Source organism: Microcoleus sp. A6-C6 (genome assembly GCF_036705955.1).
Classification (GTDB): Bacteria; Cyanobacteriota; Cyanobacteriia; order Cyanobacteriales; family Microcoleaceae; genus Microcoleus.
On sequence record NZ_JAUBVR010000104.1, the window covers coordinates 1 to 16,092 of the forward strand.

A 16,092-nucleotide genomic window follows, 5' to 3' on the forward strand; every position below is an offset into this window, starting at 1 on the left:
TCCTTCTTCCTTCTTCCTTCTTCCTTCTTCCTTCTTCCTTCTTCCTTCTTCCTTCTTCCTTCTTCCTTCTTCCTTCTGAAAATTTTTTATGCCAGGTACTTATGCTCGCCTCAACTAGCGAATTGCTGAACACGGCCCGGAGAAATGCTTATGCGATCGGCGCTTTTAATGTGTACAACCTCGAAGGAGTAAAAGCCGTGATTGATGCCGCTGAAGCGCTGCAAAGTCCTGCGATGCTGCAACTTCACCCCAGCGCGCTTAAGTACGGAAAATCGCCTTTAGTCGCGCTTTGCATGGAAGCAGCACGGAAGTCTTTAGTGCCGATCGCAGTACACTTAGATCACAGCACCTCAGAAAAGGACATTCACCTCGCCCTCGCCGCCGGCATCAAGTCAATCATGGCAGACGGTTCTCCTTTGTCCTACGAACAAAACTTAATATTTACGCGCGAAATGACTACATTATCGCACGCTAACGGTGCGGTAGTTGAAGCGGAAATCGGCAGAATTAGCGGCACGGAGGATGGTTTGACAATTGAAGAAAAAGCCGCAAAGATGACCGATCCAGTTGAAGCTGTAGAGTTTATTGCAGCAACTAAGGTGGATTTTTTAGCGGTAACAATTGGCAACGTTCACGGTAAATATTTCAGCGAACCAAAACTCGATTTTCCGCGTTTGGCAAAAATTCGTGCTTCAGTTTCGGTGCCGTTAGTGTTGCACGGTGCTAGCGGTTTGCCGGAATCAATGATTAATCAATCTATTAAATTAGGTGTGTCTAAGTTTAATGTAAATACGGAAGTTCGCGATGCTTATATGGATGTTTTGAAAACTAGCAGTTCTTTGTCTGACCCGGATTTGTTGGAAGTGATGCAAAAGGCGATCGATGCTATGCGATCGGTGATTTCTGGCAAACTACAACTTTTTGGTTCTGCGGGTAAAGCTTATTTGCATCAGTCGCCTTATGCGGACGAATTGACCGCAAATAGTGCCAGTAATAAACAAGAAAACCGGGCGGTTGAAACCGCTGCTATACACACAAAACCCACCTTCGCGGGTTAAAATTACGTTATCTTCTTCAGTCCACGGAGGTGGACTTCGTTTGTGTAGACGCGGTTTCAACCGCCGTCTTCTCTTCGTTTGTGTAGACGCGGTTTCAACCGTCCTTTCTAACGGTTTAAAAATTGATCGGGATCGATGCCAGATTCCCGCAGCCGCTGTTCCGCCTCAGTCAGAATCCAATTGCCATCAACATCATACCAGCGTAACCACAGGCGATCGATTCCCTGAAACTCCCCTTCCCACAAACCCAAGCCCAAACTTAGGTCAGCAATCCACACTCGCGAGTCAGACAATTCTAATTCTTGATAGCGTCCGGCATTCAATGCAAACACTCGCAACCTGTTAGTATAGCGGCTGAAAACAGCATAAACAGGAACCCGCAAAATCTGCTCATAAACCTCCCATTTACTAGGGGGTTTCTCATTCGTCTCCGGCCGCAAAACTTGCCCGTTACCGACAGCATTCGGCTGACTGGGCAACTTTTCATCATCGATATTTGCGCCTAAATCTTCTTTTTCTGTTCCCGGCGAAAGCCGTTATACAATTACAAAAGGATTCACACCTTCTTGCCAAGTAACGTAACTCATCCGTAGTTCTGATCGATTGTAAAGTCGGGGAACTCCCACCACTCCAAACCAATCCGGGCGCTTGTGCCACAGAGTGTGCTGCACGTCATAATACAGGTTGATGTCGGTGCTGCTAAATATCTCAGAAGCCTGATAATTTGGAGGGCGAAACGCCAGGGTTAATAACTGCGGCTGCAAATCGTGAAATTCGTCGGGCAAACTAGGTTCCTCCGGGTCTTCGCTAGGCAAATCGTACATTGTCGGTAGCGTTTCTCTGGGCGATCGCGGCGGATCGCTTTGCGGCACTGGATATTTAAAAGGCAACATATAATATTGAGAAAAGACTGCATTTATGCTAACATCATTGTAACAGTGCTATGATCACAGATAAAACTCTCTCTCAAAGTCTTATTCATCTCATTTCCTCCTCTGTGTCCTCTGCGCCTCTGCGGTTCATTTCCCTCTTAATTAGCGCAACTCATAAATAATTGAGTAACCGCCAGCAATTGACTCTAAAATTTGCACTATGCTCAACATTCCTCAACTGATTGCTCAAGAACTTTCCATCAATCTCTCCCAAGTCAATAATGCTCTGGAACTTTTCGCCGAGGGCGCAACTATTCCGTTTATTGCCCGCTACCGCAAAGAACGTACCGATTCACTAAACGAAATTCATTTGCGGGATATCTCCGATCGCTTTACCTATTTGACGGAAATCGAAGACCGCAAAAAGTCAATTTTAGATACGATCGCCTCCCAGGACAAACTCACGGCAGAATTGCAAGCGAAAATTGAGTCTTGCTTGCAAAAAAATGAACTCGAAGACCTTTATCTGCCTTACAAACCCAAGCGGCGGACGCGGGCGACAATTGCAAGAGAAAAAGGTTTGGAACCGCTGGCAATTTTTATTAAGTGTCTGAACTTGCCGACGGCTCAACCTGCCGATATGGAAGCGGAAGCAGCTAAATATATTTCGGAAGAAAAGGGAGTGAAGACAGCAGAAGAAGCTGTCAAAGGTGCTGGGGATATTTTGGCGGAGGCAGTTTCCGAAAAAGCTGAATACCGAGCTTATTTGCGAGATTTTTTGATGAAAACTGGGGTTTTTGTCTCGAAAATTAAAGCTGATTTCCCGGAAGGAAGTACGAAATTTGAAATGTACCGCAGTTATCAAGTTGCTGCGAGAAATGTTCAGTCACATAATATGTTGGCGCTGTTTCGCGGGGAAACGGAGGGGGTTTTAGATTTAGAATTTGCCTTTGATGAATCGGCGGTGATGGCTTATTTGGAAGAGCGCGAAATTAGAACTAGGATACCCGAAGTTAAGGAGTTTTATCGATCGACCTTGAGGGATGCTTTCAACCGTCTGATGAAGACTTCGTTGATTACGGAAGTGCGATCGCACAACAAAGCCATCGCTGACATCGAGTCCATCGCCACCTTTGAAACCAACCTCCGCGAGTTGCTGCTGTCAGCGCCGGCGGGAATGAAACCCACATTGGCGATCGATCCGGGATTTCGCACCGGGTGCAAAGTTTCCGCCCTCGATGAAACTGGGCAGTTTTTGGAATATCAAGCAATTTTTCCCCACCAAGCCGTAGGTCAAAGACAGCAAGCTGGTAAAATTGTCAAGCATTTGATTGAAAAATATAAAATTGAATTAATTGCGATCGGCAACGGTACAGCTTCCCGCGAAACAGACGACTTTGTGTCGGAAGTTTTGGCAGATATGGACAAAAAACCGATTAAAGTCATGGTGAATGAATCCGGTGCATCGATCTATTCAGCGAGTGATGTGGCGATCGCCGAATTTCCCGACCTCGACATCACAATTCGCGGCGCAGTCAGCATCGGACGGCGCTTGCAAGACCCTTTAGCCGAACTTGTGAAAATTGACCCGAAATCCATCGGAGTCGGTCAATACCAGCACGACGTTGACCAAAAGCTGCTCAAAAAGAAACTCGACGAAACAGTCGAAAGCTGCGTTAACTATGTCGGAGTTGACTTAAACACAGCCTCGAAAGAACTGCTGACTTTTGTGTCGGGAATGACAGCAACAGTTGCCAAAAATATTGTTAATTACCGCAACGAAAACGGCGCGTTTAAAAATCGTCGCCAACTGCTAAAAGTTCCAAAACTCGGCCCGAAAGCTTTTGAACAAGCAGCCGGATTTCTCCGCATTCGTGGCGGCGAAAACCCCCTGGACAATACAGCAGTTCATCCCGAAAGTTATCCGGTTGTGCAGGCGATCGCCAAAGATTTAAGTTTGCCGCTGACCGAAATAACACAAATATCGGAAAAAGTCAAGACTGTAGATATTAAAAAATATGTGACAGAAAAAGTCGGAGAACCGACACTCCGAGACATTATTTCGGAACTAGAAAAGCCGGGAAGAGACCCGCGGGCTGAGTTTAAATATGCCACTTTCCAAGCCGGAATTAACGAAATCTCTGACTTGCTAGTTGGGATGGAATTGGAAGGCATCATCACTAATGTAGCTAACTTTGGAGCGTTTGTTGATGTGGGAGTCCACCAAGATGGTTTGGTTCATGTTTCTCAATTAGCCGATCGCTTCGTGGACGATCCAAACCAGATTGTCAAAGTCGGACAAGTTGTGAAAGTGCGGGTTTTGGAGGTTAATGAGAAGTTAAAGCGGGTTAGTTTGACCATGAAGCTGCAAGAAAAACCGCAACCGCAAAAGAGCGATATTCGGCTTCCGACCCCGCGCCGACGCTAAAACTAGGGTTCGTAGTGCGGACTTCAGTCCGCAACATGAAAGCGGACTAAAGTCCGCACTACAAATCATTTTTGTTATAGCGATCGACCGGACATGATATCAACACTAAAGACAGATTTTATCGAGCTTTTTCAGATTTGCTAAGGAGCCCGAACAAGTCTTCTGCAACAGCTTGATTGCCGTCTTTGTCAAGGTGGACACTATCAAACTTAATGTACATCGGAGCAGAACGACCTTCTTTTTGGGCAATTTCCGCCCTACCGCGGCGGACTGGTTCAGTAGCATCGAGATAGCGCACACCCAGTGACTGACTAATTTCCCCCAGTCGCTTCCCCGCGTCAATAGTCAACCGATTTTTGGGCACTTGCTGCTCATTGTCAGAAAACCCGTCAAAAGCCATAAAACGAGCCGGCAAATAAAGTACAACCAACGATCGACCGTCAGCAGCAATCGAGTCCCGGAGTACACTCAAATCTGTTTCAAACTGCTTCCAAGCGCGTTCAGGGAGATCTGGAGGCAGATTAGCCTGCTTCCAGCCAGAGGCTAGCGTTGCGCCCAAAGGAACTTCCGGCTTGATGTTGTTATTGGATAAACCCAACAAATACAAGCCTTTTTGGGAGTTGATTCTGAGCCAGGAAGGAGAAGCTAAGACGCGAGTAACTTGTTTTAATCCGTTTTTCAAATTTTCCAGTTTGGATTCAGGGGCAGGCTCTAGATAGGGGTTTTTCGGTACAGCTTTGTCCTCCCGGCGAAACCACGTCATCGATACCATGTTGTTGTCTACTGCTAGCACTACTACATCTGGTTTGTAGGCAGACCACTGGTTGCGATAAACATAGTTAATTTCTTTGAGGGTAACACCTTCTATCGCGCTGTTGAGATAGGTTGCCTTGGCACCATTTTTCTGGAAAACAGTTGCTAGTTGAGCTGGCCAAGTATCTTCTGCTGCAATCCCAGTCCCAAATGTTGTGGAATCCCCCATGCCGAGAATTCGCACTTCGCCGGGAGCTTTCTGGATGGGCAGCAGCGGGCCGCGATTTCCCGCACTGCTCATGGCGATGGGATGGCCGCCTGTAAATTCGCGATCGAACACGTTATTCGCGTACTCAGGAGCAATAACTTGCAGAACTCCTTCCAATAATAAAGCTGCTAACAATAGCTTTGACAAGTCTATTGAAGTGCGGCGAAATGCGGTTTTTACATGAGAAAGTGCCTGGTCATTAAATATCTGGAGCATAACTTATCAATCCGAATTAGAACTGGAAGTAAATGAAATTTGAACTTGAGGCACCGGCGAAGGTAAACATCAGCGCAATTGCGATCGCCCAAGCAATCCACTTGAGCAAATTTGGGTGCATCTGAGCCCAGCTCATCCACCGTTGCTTCACATCCGCCCATTCAACTAGCAAAACTAAGCCCAGGTATAACAGCGGGCGATAGTCAATAGGTATCCGGCCGTCAGCAAAGGTAAATATCCGCCCCAATACCGCACCAGCACTGTTCAAATCAGGCGATCGGAAGAGTACCCAAGAAATAGAAATTAGACAAAAGGTAAACAGCCAGCGAATTAAATAACTCGCTTTCGACTTGGGCGCCGACGCGAGTCCAAACACTCGTTCCATTGAGAGCATTGCCCCTTGCAAACCCCCCCAAACAACCCAGTTCCATCCAGCACCGTGCCAGAGACCTCCCAGCAGCATTGTGATCGTCAGGTTGACATAAGTACGGAGTTTGCCCTGCCGGTTGCCACCGAGGGGAATGTAAAGGTAATCGCGCAGCCAAGTTGACAGTGAAATGTGCCAGCGGCGCCAGAAATCAGTAATGCTGTAGGCCAAATAAGGTCTGTCAAAATTTGGTGGCAGTTCAATTCCCAATAGGCGAGAAGACCCGATCGCAATATCTGAATAACCAGAAAAGTCGCAGTAGACTTGAACTGCAAAGGCGAAGGTACCCAATAACAGCCCCAGCCCGGAAACACTTTCAGGCGCGCTAAAAGCCTCGCTGGCAATGGGTGCCATCGGGTCAGCTATAAAAACTTTTTTCAGCATCCCCCAGATGATTTGGGCAATGCCGCTGCGAATCCGAACCCAATCTACCGATGCCCGACACGCCAACTGCGGAACGAGATCGTCTGCACGAATGATCGGCCCAGCCACAAGATGAGGGAAAAAAATAACGTACAGTGCTATGTCCAGAAGTGACTTGTCAGCCGGTGTAATGCGCTTGTAAACATCGACTACGTAGCTGATCGTCTCGAAGGTGTAAAAAGAAATGCCCAGAGGCAATAGCAGATTCAGTTGAGGCCAAGGATGAAATCCTAACAGGGAGTAAGCCGAATCCGAAAAGAAGTTTGCGTACTTGAACAAACACAGAGTGCTTAAAACTACAACTAGAAAACTAATTAACGCAGTAGTTCTGTCTCTATTTTTAGTTGATGAGTCGATAATGCGAGCTGTTATATAGGCTAGCAGGGTATAGCCAACCATTAGCAGTGAGTACGGTACGCTCCACACCCAATAAAAGCAGTAGCTAGCCAATAACAAAAACCAACGTCGGTATTGCGGTGTCAGCAAGTAATAGACATACACCACCACGACCAAAAAGACCAAAAATAATGTGGAGTTAAACAACATTTTTTGAAATTTGAAATTTTAGCGATCGCTAAATGAATCGTATCTAGAGAGATACCAGTTGTCAATGATCGGAACATTTTTTTTCGTAACAAACCGCAAAGACGCGAACGTGCAGGGTCAGATCGAAAAGTATAAAACTTTACGATTGATTGAGAATTGCTATCGATCGTGATCAGAATGTTCGGTAACATTTTTAAAAGAGCGGACTGCGGTGGAAACCGCCCAAGGGTGAAATGATGTCCGAGGGAGGGACTCAGGAAGAGAACGTAATTTATGTGTTAATCAAGAAAGAGTTAATAGTGTTTTTGCCGAAATACAGATAGGCTATGGGTGCTTCCTCGTTTCTAAATATTGATATTATTGAACCGCGAAGACGCGAAGCACGCGAAGCAAGAGAAAAGAAGAAAAAGAAGAAGCTGATTATTTTTCCTTGCTGGCTTTCCAAGTGCCGCCGTAGAAGTAAAAAGGATTGTTTTTACTTACCGATTCCCAACAGTTAAGACACAAAAAAAACACTGCCCCGACTCGTCATACCGGGCGCGGTAGAGAGTCGAGGCAGATTGGAACGATCGCAAAATTTAATCCTAATTTCCCTAGCCATTGTCTGCGAGTTTCAAGCAATAGCGGACTCTTGAGGGCGGGCGAAAATCATGCGGCCTGCGCTGGTTTGCAGGGCGCTGGTGACTACCACTCGTGCTTCGGCACCGACGTAACTGCTACCTGCTTCTACGACAACCATTGTGCCATCATCCAAGTAACCGATGCCCTGAGAGGGTTCTTTGCCTTCTTTGCGGATTTTTAGTTCGATCGTATCTCCGGGCAAATAAGTCGGGCGAACCGCATGAGTCAAATCGTTGATATTCAAAACCGGTAGTTTTTGGACGGTAGCTACTTTCGATAAGTTGTAATCGTTGGTGAGCAAAACGCCGTCTATCTCCAAAGCGAAGCGGACTAATTTAGCATCGACTGTGGCTATATCTTCGTAGTCAGCCGAGTGAATTTGAATCCGTTCTGGATATGTTTCTTTGATGCGGTTGAGAATATCTAACCCGCGTCGCCCGCGCACTCGCTTTTGATCGTTGGCGGAATCAGCTACCAGTTGCAATTCTTGCAGGACGAACTGTGGGATAATAATTTGACCTTCAAGGAAACCTGTTTCTAGTAGGTTTTCAATCCGACCATCAATAATGCAGCTTGTATCGACAACTTTGGCAGCGGCTGGTTTGAAAGTGCCTTCGGCTACCAACACCGTGTCTAAGCTTTTGGGGTTGATCAGTCGCAAGAAAGCGCGGCCGTGAGTGTCGGTTAAGCTAACACCTGTGAAGCCGAACATGACGCTTCCCAAGACTGCGACTAGAGGTTTGATGAAGCCGAATTCGCGGGGGATTGGCAGCAGGAACAGCGGAGCCAGCATTAAGTTCGCGACTAGCAGTCCGATGATTAAGCCGATCGCCCGCGTCAGCAGCATCTCCACCGGCATATCGCGGACTTGTTTTTCCAAGCGTCGATAGGTTGTTTGAGCCACTAATCCCATCACGAAGCCGATTAATGCTCCAAACGAACCTAGTACAGAACTTAAACCTTGTATATTTGTAACTTGCTCCAGCAGATTGCTCGGCAGGAGTTCGACTCCGTAATAGCCGATGCCTCCGCCTGCGATTATGAATGAGATAATTATGATTGCGTCTAGCATTAGTTCTAGGTTAATGAATTTGTTTACATTATATCTTTACAGTGCTGATAGTTTTTTCCTAGTTGCGATCGGATATCGCTATATTTACTTAGAGATTTTCATTAATTTATATTTCGCGCTTGTACCATTTGAGGGATCTGCGATAGAGCCTTCGGGCATTCAGCGCGCCCGATTAGCTCTGATAAATTGGTACCAACGGCCCAGAGAGCGGTCAATTCGGGAATTACTGCTACTCAAAACCGATTGCGGTTAAACTGGAAAAGCTCATCCGTGACATTGTGCTTTTATTAAAAATTCGTCATAATATACATAATTATTTATGACAGTTTAATTAAAATTTTAGATTTGAACTGGCAAGTTGGGCTAAAAAGTAATGGACAATACCACAGATTATTTAACATTTGAATTTAAAAAAAGTGTGCAAGCAGTAAATTGGGGGACTCCCAGTTCGGCTTACCTGCACATACCTTTTTGTCGCCGTCGCTGTTACTACTGCGATTTTCCGGTTTTTGTGGTGGGCGATCGCAAAAATGGCGATAATTCCGGCACAATCGTGCAATACGTTGCCGTACTGTGTCAAGAAATTCAAGAAACTGAAAATTTCGGCGCGTCTCTGAAGACAGTTTTTTTTGGTGGCGGCACGCCTTCACTGCTTTCTGTTGGTCAATTGAGCCAGATTTTAGAGACTCTCGACGAAAAATTTGGGATTGATGCTGGGGCGGAAATTTCTATAGAAATAGACCCTGGTACTTTTACTTTAGAACAGTTGCGGGGATATGCAGCGGCGGGAGTAAATCGAATTAGTTTGGGAGTGCAAGCTTTTCAGGATGAATTGCTGCAAGCTTGCGGGCGATCGCACTCGGTGGCCGAAATTTTTGAAGCAGTAGAAATAGTGCGATCGGCTGGGATTGTTAATTTCAGTTTAGACCTAATTTCGGGATTGCCGCACCAAACTTTAGAACAGTGGGAAACTTCCCTAAAATCGGCAGTAGAAATTTGCCCGACTCATCTGTCGAGTTACGACTTAATTGTGGAACAGGGAACAGCTTTCGGGCGGTACTTTGAAGCAGGCGCGCAGCCGTTACCAGCAGATGAAACCGCTGCTGAAATGTACCGTTTGGCGCGCTCAATTTTGACTGGGGCTGGCTACGAACATTACGAAATTTCTAATTACGCTAAGCCCGGTTATCAGTGTCGCCACAACCGCGTTTATTGGGAAAATCGCCCTTATTACGGTTTGGGAATGGGGGCGGCTAGTTACGTACAAGGCCGCAGGGTGACAAGGCCTCGCAAAACTCAAGAATATTATCAGTGGGTGCGATCGATCTCTGCCGTCAATTCTCCAGCTACCCCAAAACTTAGTGGGGAAACCCAGCCAGATATTAAGCGAGAAATTGAGCAAAATTTTCAAGTCTCAGAAAATGACATTTTGTTGGAAACGCTGATGCTAGGTTTGCGTTTAGCAGCAGGAGTTAGCCTGTCGGCGCTGACTGAAAAGTTTACTCAGCAAACGGTTGATAAAATTTGGCGTTGTTTGCAGCCCTATTGGCGACAAGGATGGGTGGAAATTGTGACGGTGGATGGGGCGATTCCCTACGGGATAGATCCGCTTCACGCAATTTTAGGCGAGGCCGGGAAACTGCCACTTTCGGGCAATTTGAGGTTGAGCGATCCCGAAGGTTTTTTATTTTCTAATACAATTTTAGCCGATTTGTTCAGCAAGTTAGGTGAGGATAATTAGCTCTGTCTGAGGAAGTATATCCCCAGCAAGCGCGATCGGCCCTAAAGCCGGGGCCGCCAATACCACCGAAAGGAAATTCAATTGCTCCCTAGCTTGATCCTGTCAAAAATAATATATTTTCTATCGATCCCTACACAAAACTTAAAGGCGAACTAAGCCTTGAGATAGAGGCCACGACTGCACTCCAGCCGTCATACTTAAGACTGAACATTTAAAAAGTAATTTAATGAACACTTTAACTATCGAGCGCAACCAAACCCAAAACCAGCCCTGCCTTGTAATTAGCGATCGCGTTGGCAATCTGGCTTCCAAGTGTAATTTTTGCGGTCACTACCAACAGGCAAGAGGTTCAGTCGGTCACTGTCAATTGTTGAACGCACCTGTGAGGGGAGGATGGAAATCTTGCACTTTAGCAATGCCTGCTTTTGCACCTTCTTGGGAATACGTGGAAGGCGCTGATATTTCCACGGCGAAATTGATTAATTAACCCAAACAATGTAAAAAAAAATGTATAAAAAATTGTGTTTTAACTGGGAATATGCTATATTTATTCTAGGTTCGTCGCCGATCGCTCGCACAATTTCACAAACAACTTAAAAATATGAATTTGACACTAAATGAGGTAATTTGCGAAGGTGATACGCGCATTTTGTGTTGGTATCTGAATAATACCAGCAAAGTACAAATTGCTCGGATCACAAATATACCTAATTGGTATTTTGAGCGGACGGTATTTCCGGGGGAACGTTTTTTGTTTGAAGCATTACCAGAAGCTCAGTTAGAAGTTTGCAGGTGTGCGGAGACGGGTGCTATTGTGTGCGATGGAATTTTGTGCGATCGGCTGCGAGTTGAAGAATTAAGCGCGGCTGATTGAAAATGATTCCCCAGACTTAGTAGCGAGGGGTAGAAACCCGGTTTTTTTTTCAGAAACCGGGTTTATCGGTGTGATTAAGCTGTTGCGTATTTAAATTGTATATTTCGGGCGGGCTAGAAGCCCACCCCACAAGAGTTTCAATAAAATAAGTGGGGTGGGCATCCTGCCCGCCCGAAAAGTTAAATTTAAATGCAGACCAGCTTATAAGCTCAATTAGATAAGTAAATCCACCTAATTAAACGTAAAATACCGAGCGCTAAAAAGCTTACTGTGTATCTATGCTTCCTTCTTCCTTCTTCCTTCTTCCTTCTTCCTTCTTCCTTCTTCCTTCTACTTAAAATCCACCACTGTTCAATACTAAAACCCGATGTCCCTCACCGAAAAAATCCTCTCCCAAGTGCCAGGAGACGCCCTCGGAGGCCTGCGAAAGGTCGATCGACTCTGGGAAAACCTCAAACAAAACACCGCACCAGCACCCCAAGCCGTCAAACACAGCCAACAACCCCTAGAAACCCTCGATTTCGACATAGTTATCAGCGGCGGAACCCTAGGAATATTAATCGGTACAGCCTTAGCCGTGCGGGGTTGGCGAGTCGCCTTACTCGAACGCGGCATCCTGCGAGGGCGCGAACAAGAATGGAACATTTCTCGCAAAGAATTAGACGCATTCCTCGAACTAAATTTGCTGACGGCTGCTGAGATAGACAAAGCAATAGCCACCGAATACAACCCAGCCCGCATCAGCTTTACCAACACCCCCGACATCTGGGTGTGCGACGTACTCAACATCGGAATCGATCCAGTTTACCTCCTCGAAACCCTCAAACAAAAATTTATCCAAGCCGGAGGCAAACTATTTGAAAATACACCATTTAAAACAGCAACAATTCACCCCAACGGAGTTCTCGTAGAATCCGAAAATACCGAAAACAATTTATTTGCAACTCGATTATTATTAGATGCAATGGGACATTTTTCGCCCATTGTCCGCCAAGCCAGACAAGGCAAAAAACCCGACGCAGTATGTTTAGTAGTCGGCAGTTGCGCCCAAGGATACCCCAACAATGAGACTGGCGACATATTTGCATCCTTCACCCCAATGCAAAATCAATGCCAATACTTTTGGGAAGCATTTCCCGCTAGAGACGGGCGCACCACTTACTTATTTACCTACATAGACGCTGACACAGAAAGATTCAGTTTAGAAACATTATTTGAAGAATATTTGCGCTTGCTGCCCGAATATCAAAACGTCGAACTCGAACAGTTAAAATTCCAAAGAGCACTCTACGGATTCTTTCCCTGCTACCGCCAAAGCCCTCTAAAAATGCCTTGGAATCGGATACTTCCAGTTGGAGATAGCAGTGGTAGCCAATCGCCCCTCAGCTTCGGTGGTTTTGGGGCAATGGTGCGCCACCTCAAACGATTAACTTTCGGAATTGACGAAGCTTTGAAAAGCGAAAGTCTTGACAAAAATTCCCTGGCACTTTTGCAACCTTATCAACCCAATTTATCAGTCACCTGGTTATTTCAGCGTTCGATGAGTGCTGCGATGAATCAAAAAATAGATCCCAATCAAATCAATCAACTTTTGGCTACTGTATTTCAGGTAATGGAAGAGTTGGGAGAACCAGTGCTCAAACCGTTTCTTCAGGATATCGTGCTGTTCCCGGCTTTGTCAAAAACTTTGTTTAAAACAGCAATTAGCCATCCTGGATTAGTTTTGAAAATTATCCCGCAGGTGGGAATAGCTAATTTACTTGATTGGATGGTTCATTATGTTAATCTAGGGATTTATACGGGATTGCAGCCTTTGGGGAAAGCGGTAGAACCGCAGGTGAAAAATTTAGGTGTGGAACAGCAATATTATTTTCACCGATTAGTTGAAGCGTGGGAATACGGCGCTGGAGGGGATTATTAATTCTCAGTAATTTGATTTTTAGAAGACTGGGCGGTTGAAACCGCGTCTATACAGACAAAACCCGGATGGTGCGCGGGTTGAAGAAGCGGCGGTTAAAATTCAATACGGTTCACTTAAGACTGTTGGGTCTATCAAACCATGTGAAAAATATATACTGCGATTGCTAACACGCGGACGTTCTCTTCGGACAAAAAAGCGTTAAGTGAACGGCTTATTCCACAAGAAAATTAATTTTTTGTGGAACGGGCATCTTGCCCGTCCCTAATAAGCTGTTGTGAGTTATGCAGGAGCGATAACTGCTAAAGCTTGGGGAATTACTCGGAATTTTGCAGGTGTGTGAGTTGTGATTTCACCGTCGGTATTAATCCGACGGCGCTTGCTAGTATTAATCTCGATTTCTTGAGCGTGCAAGGCGCGAACGTTTGGCCAACTGCTATGATTTCCTTGTCTCATCGCTGGCAGCAAAGCAATGATTTCCCACCAATGTTGTGTTTCTAAACTGTACAAATCTAGTCGTCTGTCGTCGATTGTGGCATCTTCGGCAACTGTCATGCCACCGCCGTAATAGCGACCGTTGCCAATGGCAATCTGAATTGTTTTAACATAAAAACATTGGTTATTTACCTTAATTTCTGCTCTGAATGGTCGCGATTTCAAAATTGTTTGTAAAGCAGTAATCGCATAAGCTAAAATTCCCCAGCGCTGCTTCACATCTTTAGTCAACCGCTGGGTAATTTGCACGCTCAATCCCAAACTTGCCACATTAAAAAAATGCTGTCCGTTTACCCAACCTAAGTCTATGAGGCGAACTTTACCTCTGGCAATTACTTGGCAAGCTGCGGATAAATCTGTAGGGATTTCGAGAGTGCGGGCTAAATCGTTAGCAGTTCCCATTGGCAAAATACCGAGGGGCAATTTAGTGTCGATTAAACCTTCGATGGCGCAGTTTAGTGTGCCGTCGCCACCGCCGATGATGACTAATTCGACTTGATTTTTGTAGCGCCGAATTGTGTCGGAAAGTTCGTCGGGGTGGTTGGTAGATTCTACAATTAACTCAAAGCCTAGTGATTGTAATTGTATAGTGGCTTGAGATAATGATTTTTGCCCTTTTCGGGAGTGCTGGTTTACTAAAAGTAGAGCTTTTTTCATCTGGTAATTTCAAATTGGGGATATTGAGCGTTTTAAATTACGAAAAGTATAGCTTGATTGCTTAACTGTATGAAATTAATGCTTGATTTCCATTTTGCCAGTTATGATGGATTGACAAAAATGTCAAAAAATGGGTAATTTTAGCAGAATATAGCTGAAAAGTATTTTTCATTCTCAGCTAGCTGCCATCTACCTTCTTGAAGCTAAATTAAAATTATGTCTAATATTGTAGAACAAGCGCAAGCTGCTGCCGATCGCCAAAACTGGCCTCTTTTAGTCGAATGCTTGCAGCAAGTGACAGCCAAGGGCAGCCAACAGCCGGAACAACATATTTTAGAGCAAGCTGTCAGTTTAGCAATCGCAGCCTTAGAATTGGGGGATTTTCAAGACCGCTGGGAAATTGCTAAAGTATTGCCTAATCTGGGAAATGGCGCGATCGCACCTTTAATCGCCCTGCTCGAAGACGAAGACGCAGACACCGAGCCCCGGTGGTTTGCCGCCCGCATCCTCGGAAAGTTCGATCGCCCGGAAGTGATACCAGCTTTAGTAAAATTAATCGAAAATTCCGAGGAAGAATTGAGCCAAATTGCGGCGGAAACCCTCGCGAATTTCGGCACGACAGCCATAGAATCCCTAGCAACTCTCTTACAGCAGGAAGACTCGCGACAGTTTGCCACAGCAGCCCTCGCCCAAATTCGCCGCCCCGAAATTATCGCACCGTTGTTGAGTGTCGTCAAAGATTCTCAAGTTGCGGTGCGGGTGGCTGCAATCGAGGCGCTGAGTAGTTTTCACGACTCCCGCATTCCGCCGATACTGGTAGGTGCGCTCACAGATGTGGCGACATCAGTCCGAAAAGAAGCGGTGCGAGCTCTGGGAGTTCGTGCTTATTTAGATGCAGAATTGGATTTAGTTAAGTTGCTTAAACCTTTGCTTTGGGATATTCGATTAGAAGTTTGTCAGGAAGCGGCGATCGCGATCGGGCGGCTGAAAACCGATGCAGCAGCGGCTGCTTTATTTGAATTGCTGCGATCGCCCACAACTCCGGTGCAATTGCAAATCGAAACTGTGCGCGCCCTAGGCTGGATTGAAACGCCAGCCAGTTTAGGATATTTGCAAACTGCGCTGATTGGGCGATCGGCTATTAACGCAAATTTTGGCGAATTGACAAATACCAATCAATTGTTAACTACTGACGAAAATCTACAAAACTATAACATTGAATCTGCTGTTTGTCAAGAGGTTGTCACTGTTTTAGGGCGAGTAGAAAAGCCGGAATTAAAAGCCAAAGCTGCTGAAATTGCGATCGATTTACTTGAAAGTAATCATCCCGCCGTGCAGTCCGTGGAAATTAAACAATCTTTAGCTTTAGCGTTAGGGCAATTAGGAGATATGAGAGCGCTAGATGTGCTAATTCAACTGTTGGCAGATGCTGACAACAGCGTCAGGCTGCATAGTTTATCAGCTCTCAAACAGCTAGATACTGGTAAAGTTAGGCAGAAATTAGCCGGTTTAGTTAAGCAAGAGAGTCTCGAACCGGGATTGAAACAGGGAATTGCGATCGCCCTGCAAGAATGGCAGTTGACAGTTGACAGTTGACAGTTGACAGTTGACAGTTAACAGTTGACAGTTGACAGTTAACAGTTGACAGTAGACCTCTTGCAAAAAAAATCTATGCTATAATAGAAGGTTTTCAATTTAATCCCCCTAGAGCTAACTCATAATT

Annotated in this window: 13 protein-coding genes; 7 read left to right on the forward strand and 6 right to left on the reverse strand. The window is 45.5% G+C overall.

What is annotated here, in order from left to right; translation table 11 throughout:
• Positions 1 to 101: 101 nt before the first annotated feature.
• Positions 102 to 1,058, forward strand: a complete 957-nt coding sequence (locus tag QUB52_RS26315) for a class II fructose-bisphosphate aldolase (RefSeq protein ID WP_265234623.1) — start codon at positions 102 to 104, stop codon at positions 1,056 to 1,058.
• Positions 1,059 to 1,165: 107 nt separating this feature from the next.
• On the opposite strand, the gene QUB52_RS26320 is transcribed toward QUB52_RS26315, so the two are convergent.
• A complete protein-coding gene (locus tag QUB52_RS26320) occupies positions 1,166 to 1,537 on the reverse strand; it encodes a Uma2 family endonuclease (protein WP_321161583.1) in 372 nt (123 codons plus the stop codon).
• Positions 1,538 to 1,594: 57 nt separating this feature from the next.
• A complete protein-coding gene (locus QUB52_RS26325; protein ID WP_321161582.1) occupies positions 1,595 to 1,951 on the reverse strand; it encodes a Uma2 family endonuclease in 357 nt (118 codons plus the stop codon).
• 199 nt (positions 1,952 to 2,150) lie between these two features.
• Here QUB52_RS26325 and QUB52_RS26330 point away from each other — a divergent pair, with 199 nt between their 5' ends.
• On the forward strand, positions 2,151 to 4,358 hold the full coding sequence (locus QUB52_RS26330; RefSeq protein WP_332975097.1) for a Tex family protein: 2,208 nt from the start codon (positions 2,151 to 2,153) through the stop codon (positions 4,356 to 4,358).
• Positions 4,359 to 4,476: 118 nt separating this feature from the next.
• Here QUB52_RS26330 and QUB52_RS26335 read toward each other — a convergent pair whose 3' ends face one another.
• From QUB52_RS26335 to QUB52_RS26345, 3 genes are all read right to left on the reverse strand, one after another.
• A complete protein-coding gene (locus QUB52_RS26335; RefSeq protein WP_265234621.1) occupies positions 4,477 to 5,595 on the reverse strand; it encodes an SGNH/GDSL hydrolase family protein in 1,119 nt (372 codons plus the stop codon).
• A gap of 16 nt (positions 5,596 to 5,611) precedes the next feature.
• Positions 5,612 to 6,991 (reverse strand): MBOAT family O-acyltransferase, encoded by a 1,380-nt coding sequence (locus QUB52_RS26340; protein WP_265234620.1) that lies wholly within the window; start codon positions 6,989 to 6,991, stop codon positions 5,612 to 5,614.
• Positions 6,992 to 7,604: 613 nt separating this feature from the next.
• Complete coding sequence (locus QUB52_RS26345; protein ID WP_265234619.1) at positions 7,605 to 8,684, reverse strand: PIN/TRAM domain-containing protein; 1,080 nt, start codon at positions 8,682 to 8,684, stop codon at positions 7,605 to 7,607.
• 373 nt (positions 8,685 to 9,057) lie between these two features.
• On the opposite strand from QUB52_RS26345, the gene hemW reads away from it, so the two are divergent.
• The 4 genes from hemW to QUB52_RS26365 all read left to right on the forward strand — a co-directional run bounded on the left by hemW (position 9,058) and on the right by QUB52_RS26365 (position 13,220).
• On the forward strand, positions 9,058 to 10,425 hold the full coding sequence (gene hemW, locus QUB52_RS26350; RefSeq protein ID WP_332975099.1) for a radical SAM family heme chaperone HemW: 1,368 nt from the start codon (positions 9,058 to 9,060) through the stop codon (positions 10,423 to 10,425).
• Between the two features lie 226 nt (positions 10,426 to 10,651).
• Complete coding sequence (locus tag QUB52_RS26355; protein ID WP_265234616.1) at positions 10,652 to 10,912, forward strand: hypothetical protein; 261 nt, start codon at positions 10,652 to 10,654, stop codon at positions 10,910 to 10,912.
• Between the two features lie 114 nt (positions 10,913 to 11,026).
• Positions 11,027 to 11,299, forward strand: a complete 273-nt coding sequence (locus tag QUB52_RS26360) for a DUF1830 domain-containing protein (RefSeq protein ID WP_265234615.1) — start codon at positions 11,027 to 11,029, stop codon at positions 11,297 to 11,299.
• 367 nt (positions 11,300 to 11,666) lie between these two features.
• Positions 11,667 to 13,220, forward strand: coding sequence for an FAD-dependent oxidoreductase (locus QUB52_RS26365; RefSeq protein WP_332975100.1), 1,554 nt, complete (start codon positions 11,667 to 11,669; stop codon positions 13,218 to 13,220).
• Positions 13,221 to 13,499: 279 nt separating this feature from the next.
• Here the strand turns inward: QUB52_RS26365 and QUB52_RS26370 are convergent, their stop codons facing one another.
• Positions 13,500 to 14,369 (reverse strand): lipid kinase, encoded by an 870-nt coding sequence (locus QUB52_RS26370; protein WP_332975101.1) that lies wholly within the window; start codon positions 14,367 to 14,369, stop codon positions 13,500 to 13,502.
• A gap of 216 nt (positions 14,370 to 14,585) precedes the next feature.
• Between QUB52_RS26370 and QUB52_RS26375 the strand changes: the two genes are divergently transcribed.
• Positions 14,586 to 15,965: a HEAT repeat domain-containing protein gene (locus tag QUB52_RS26375; protein ID WP_332975102.1), complete on the forward strand. Its 1,380-nt coding sequence runs from the start codon at positions 14,586 to 14,588 to the stop codon at positions 15,963 to 15,965.
• Positions 15,966 to 16,092 lie beyond the last annotated feature (127 nt).

Coding starts and splice junctions, on each gene's coding strand:
- QUB52_RS26315 (WP_265234623.1), top strand. CDS start 102: ATGCTCGCCTCAACTAGCGAATTGCTGAACACGGCCCGGAGAAATGCT.
- QUB52_RS26325 (WP_321161582.1), bottom strand. CDS start 1,951: ATGTTGCCTTTTAAATATCCAGTGCCGCAAAGCGATCCGCCGCGATCG.
- QUB52_RS26330 (WP_332975097.1), top strand. CDS start 2,151: ATGCTCAACATTCCTCAACTGATTGCTCAAGAACTTTCCATCAATCTC.
- QUB52_RS26335 (WP_265234621.1), bottom strand. CDS start 5,595: ATGCTCCAGATATTTAATGACCAGGCACTTTCTCATGTAAAAACCGCA.
- QUB52_RS26340 (WP_265234620.1), bottom strand. CDS start 6,991: ATGTTGTTTAACTCCACATTATTTTTGGTCTTTTTGGTCGTGGTGGTG.
- QUB52_RS26345 (WP_265234619.1), bottom strand. CDS start 8,684: ATGCTAGACGCAATCATAATTATCTCATTCATAATCGCAGGCGGAGGC.
- hemW (WP_332975099.1), top strand. CDS start 9,058: ATGGACAATACCACAGATTATTTAACATTTGAATTTAAAAAAAGTGTG.
- QUB52_RS26355 (WP_265234616.1), top strand. CDS start 10,652: ATGAACACTTTAACTATCGAGCGCAACCAAACCCAAAACCAGCCCTGC.
- QUB52_RS26360 (WP_265234615.1), top strand. CDS start 11,027: ATGAATTTGACACTAAATGAGGTAATTTGCGAAGGTGATACGCGCATT.
- QUB52_RS26365 (WP_332975100.1), top strand. CDS start 11,667: ATGTCCCTCACCGAAAAAATCCTCTCCCAAGTGCCAGGAGACGCCCTC.
- QUB52_RS26370 (WP_332975101.1), bottom strand. CDS start 14,369: ATGAAAAAAGCTCTACTTTTAGTAAACCAGCACTCCCGAAAAGGGCAA.
- QUB52_RS26375 (WP_332975102.1), top strand. CDS start 14,586: ATGTCTAATATTGTAGAACAAGCGCAAGCTGCTGCCGATCGCCAAAAC.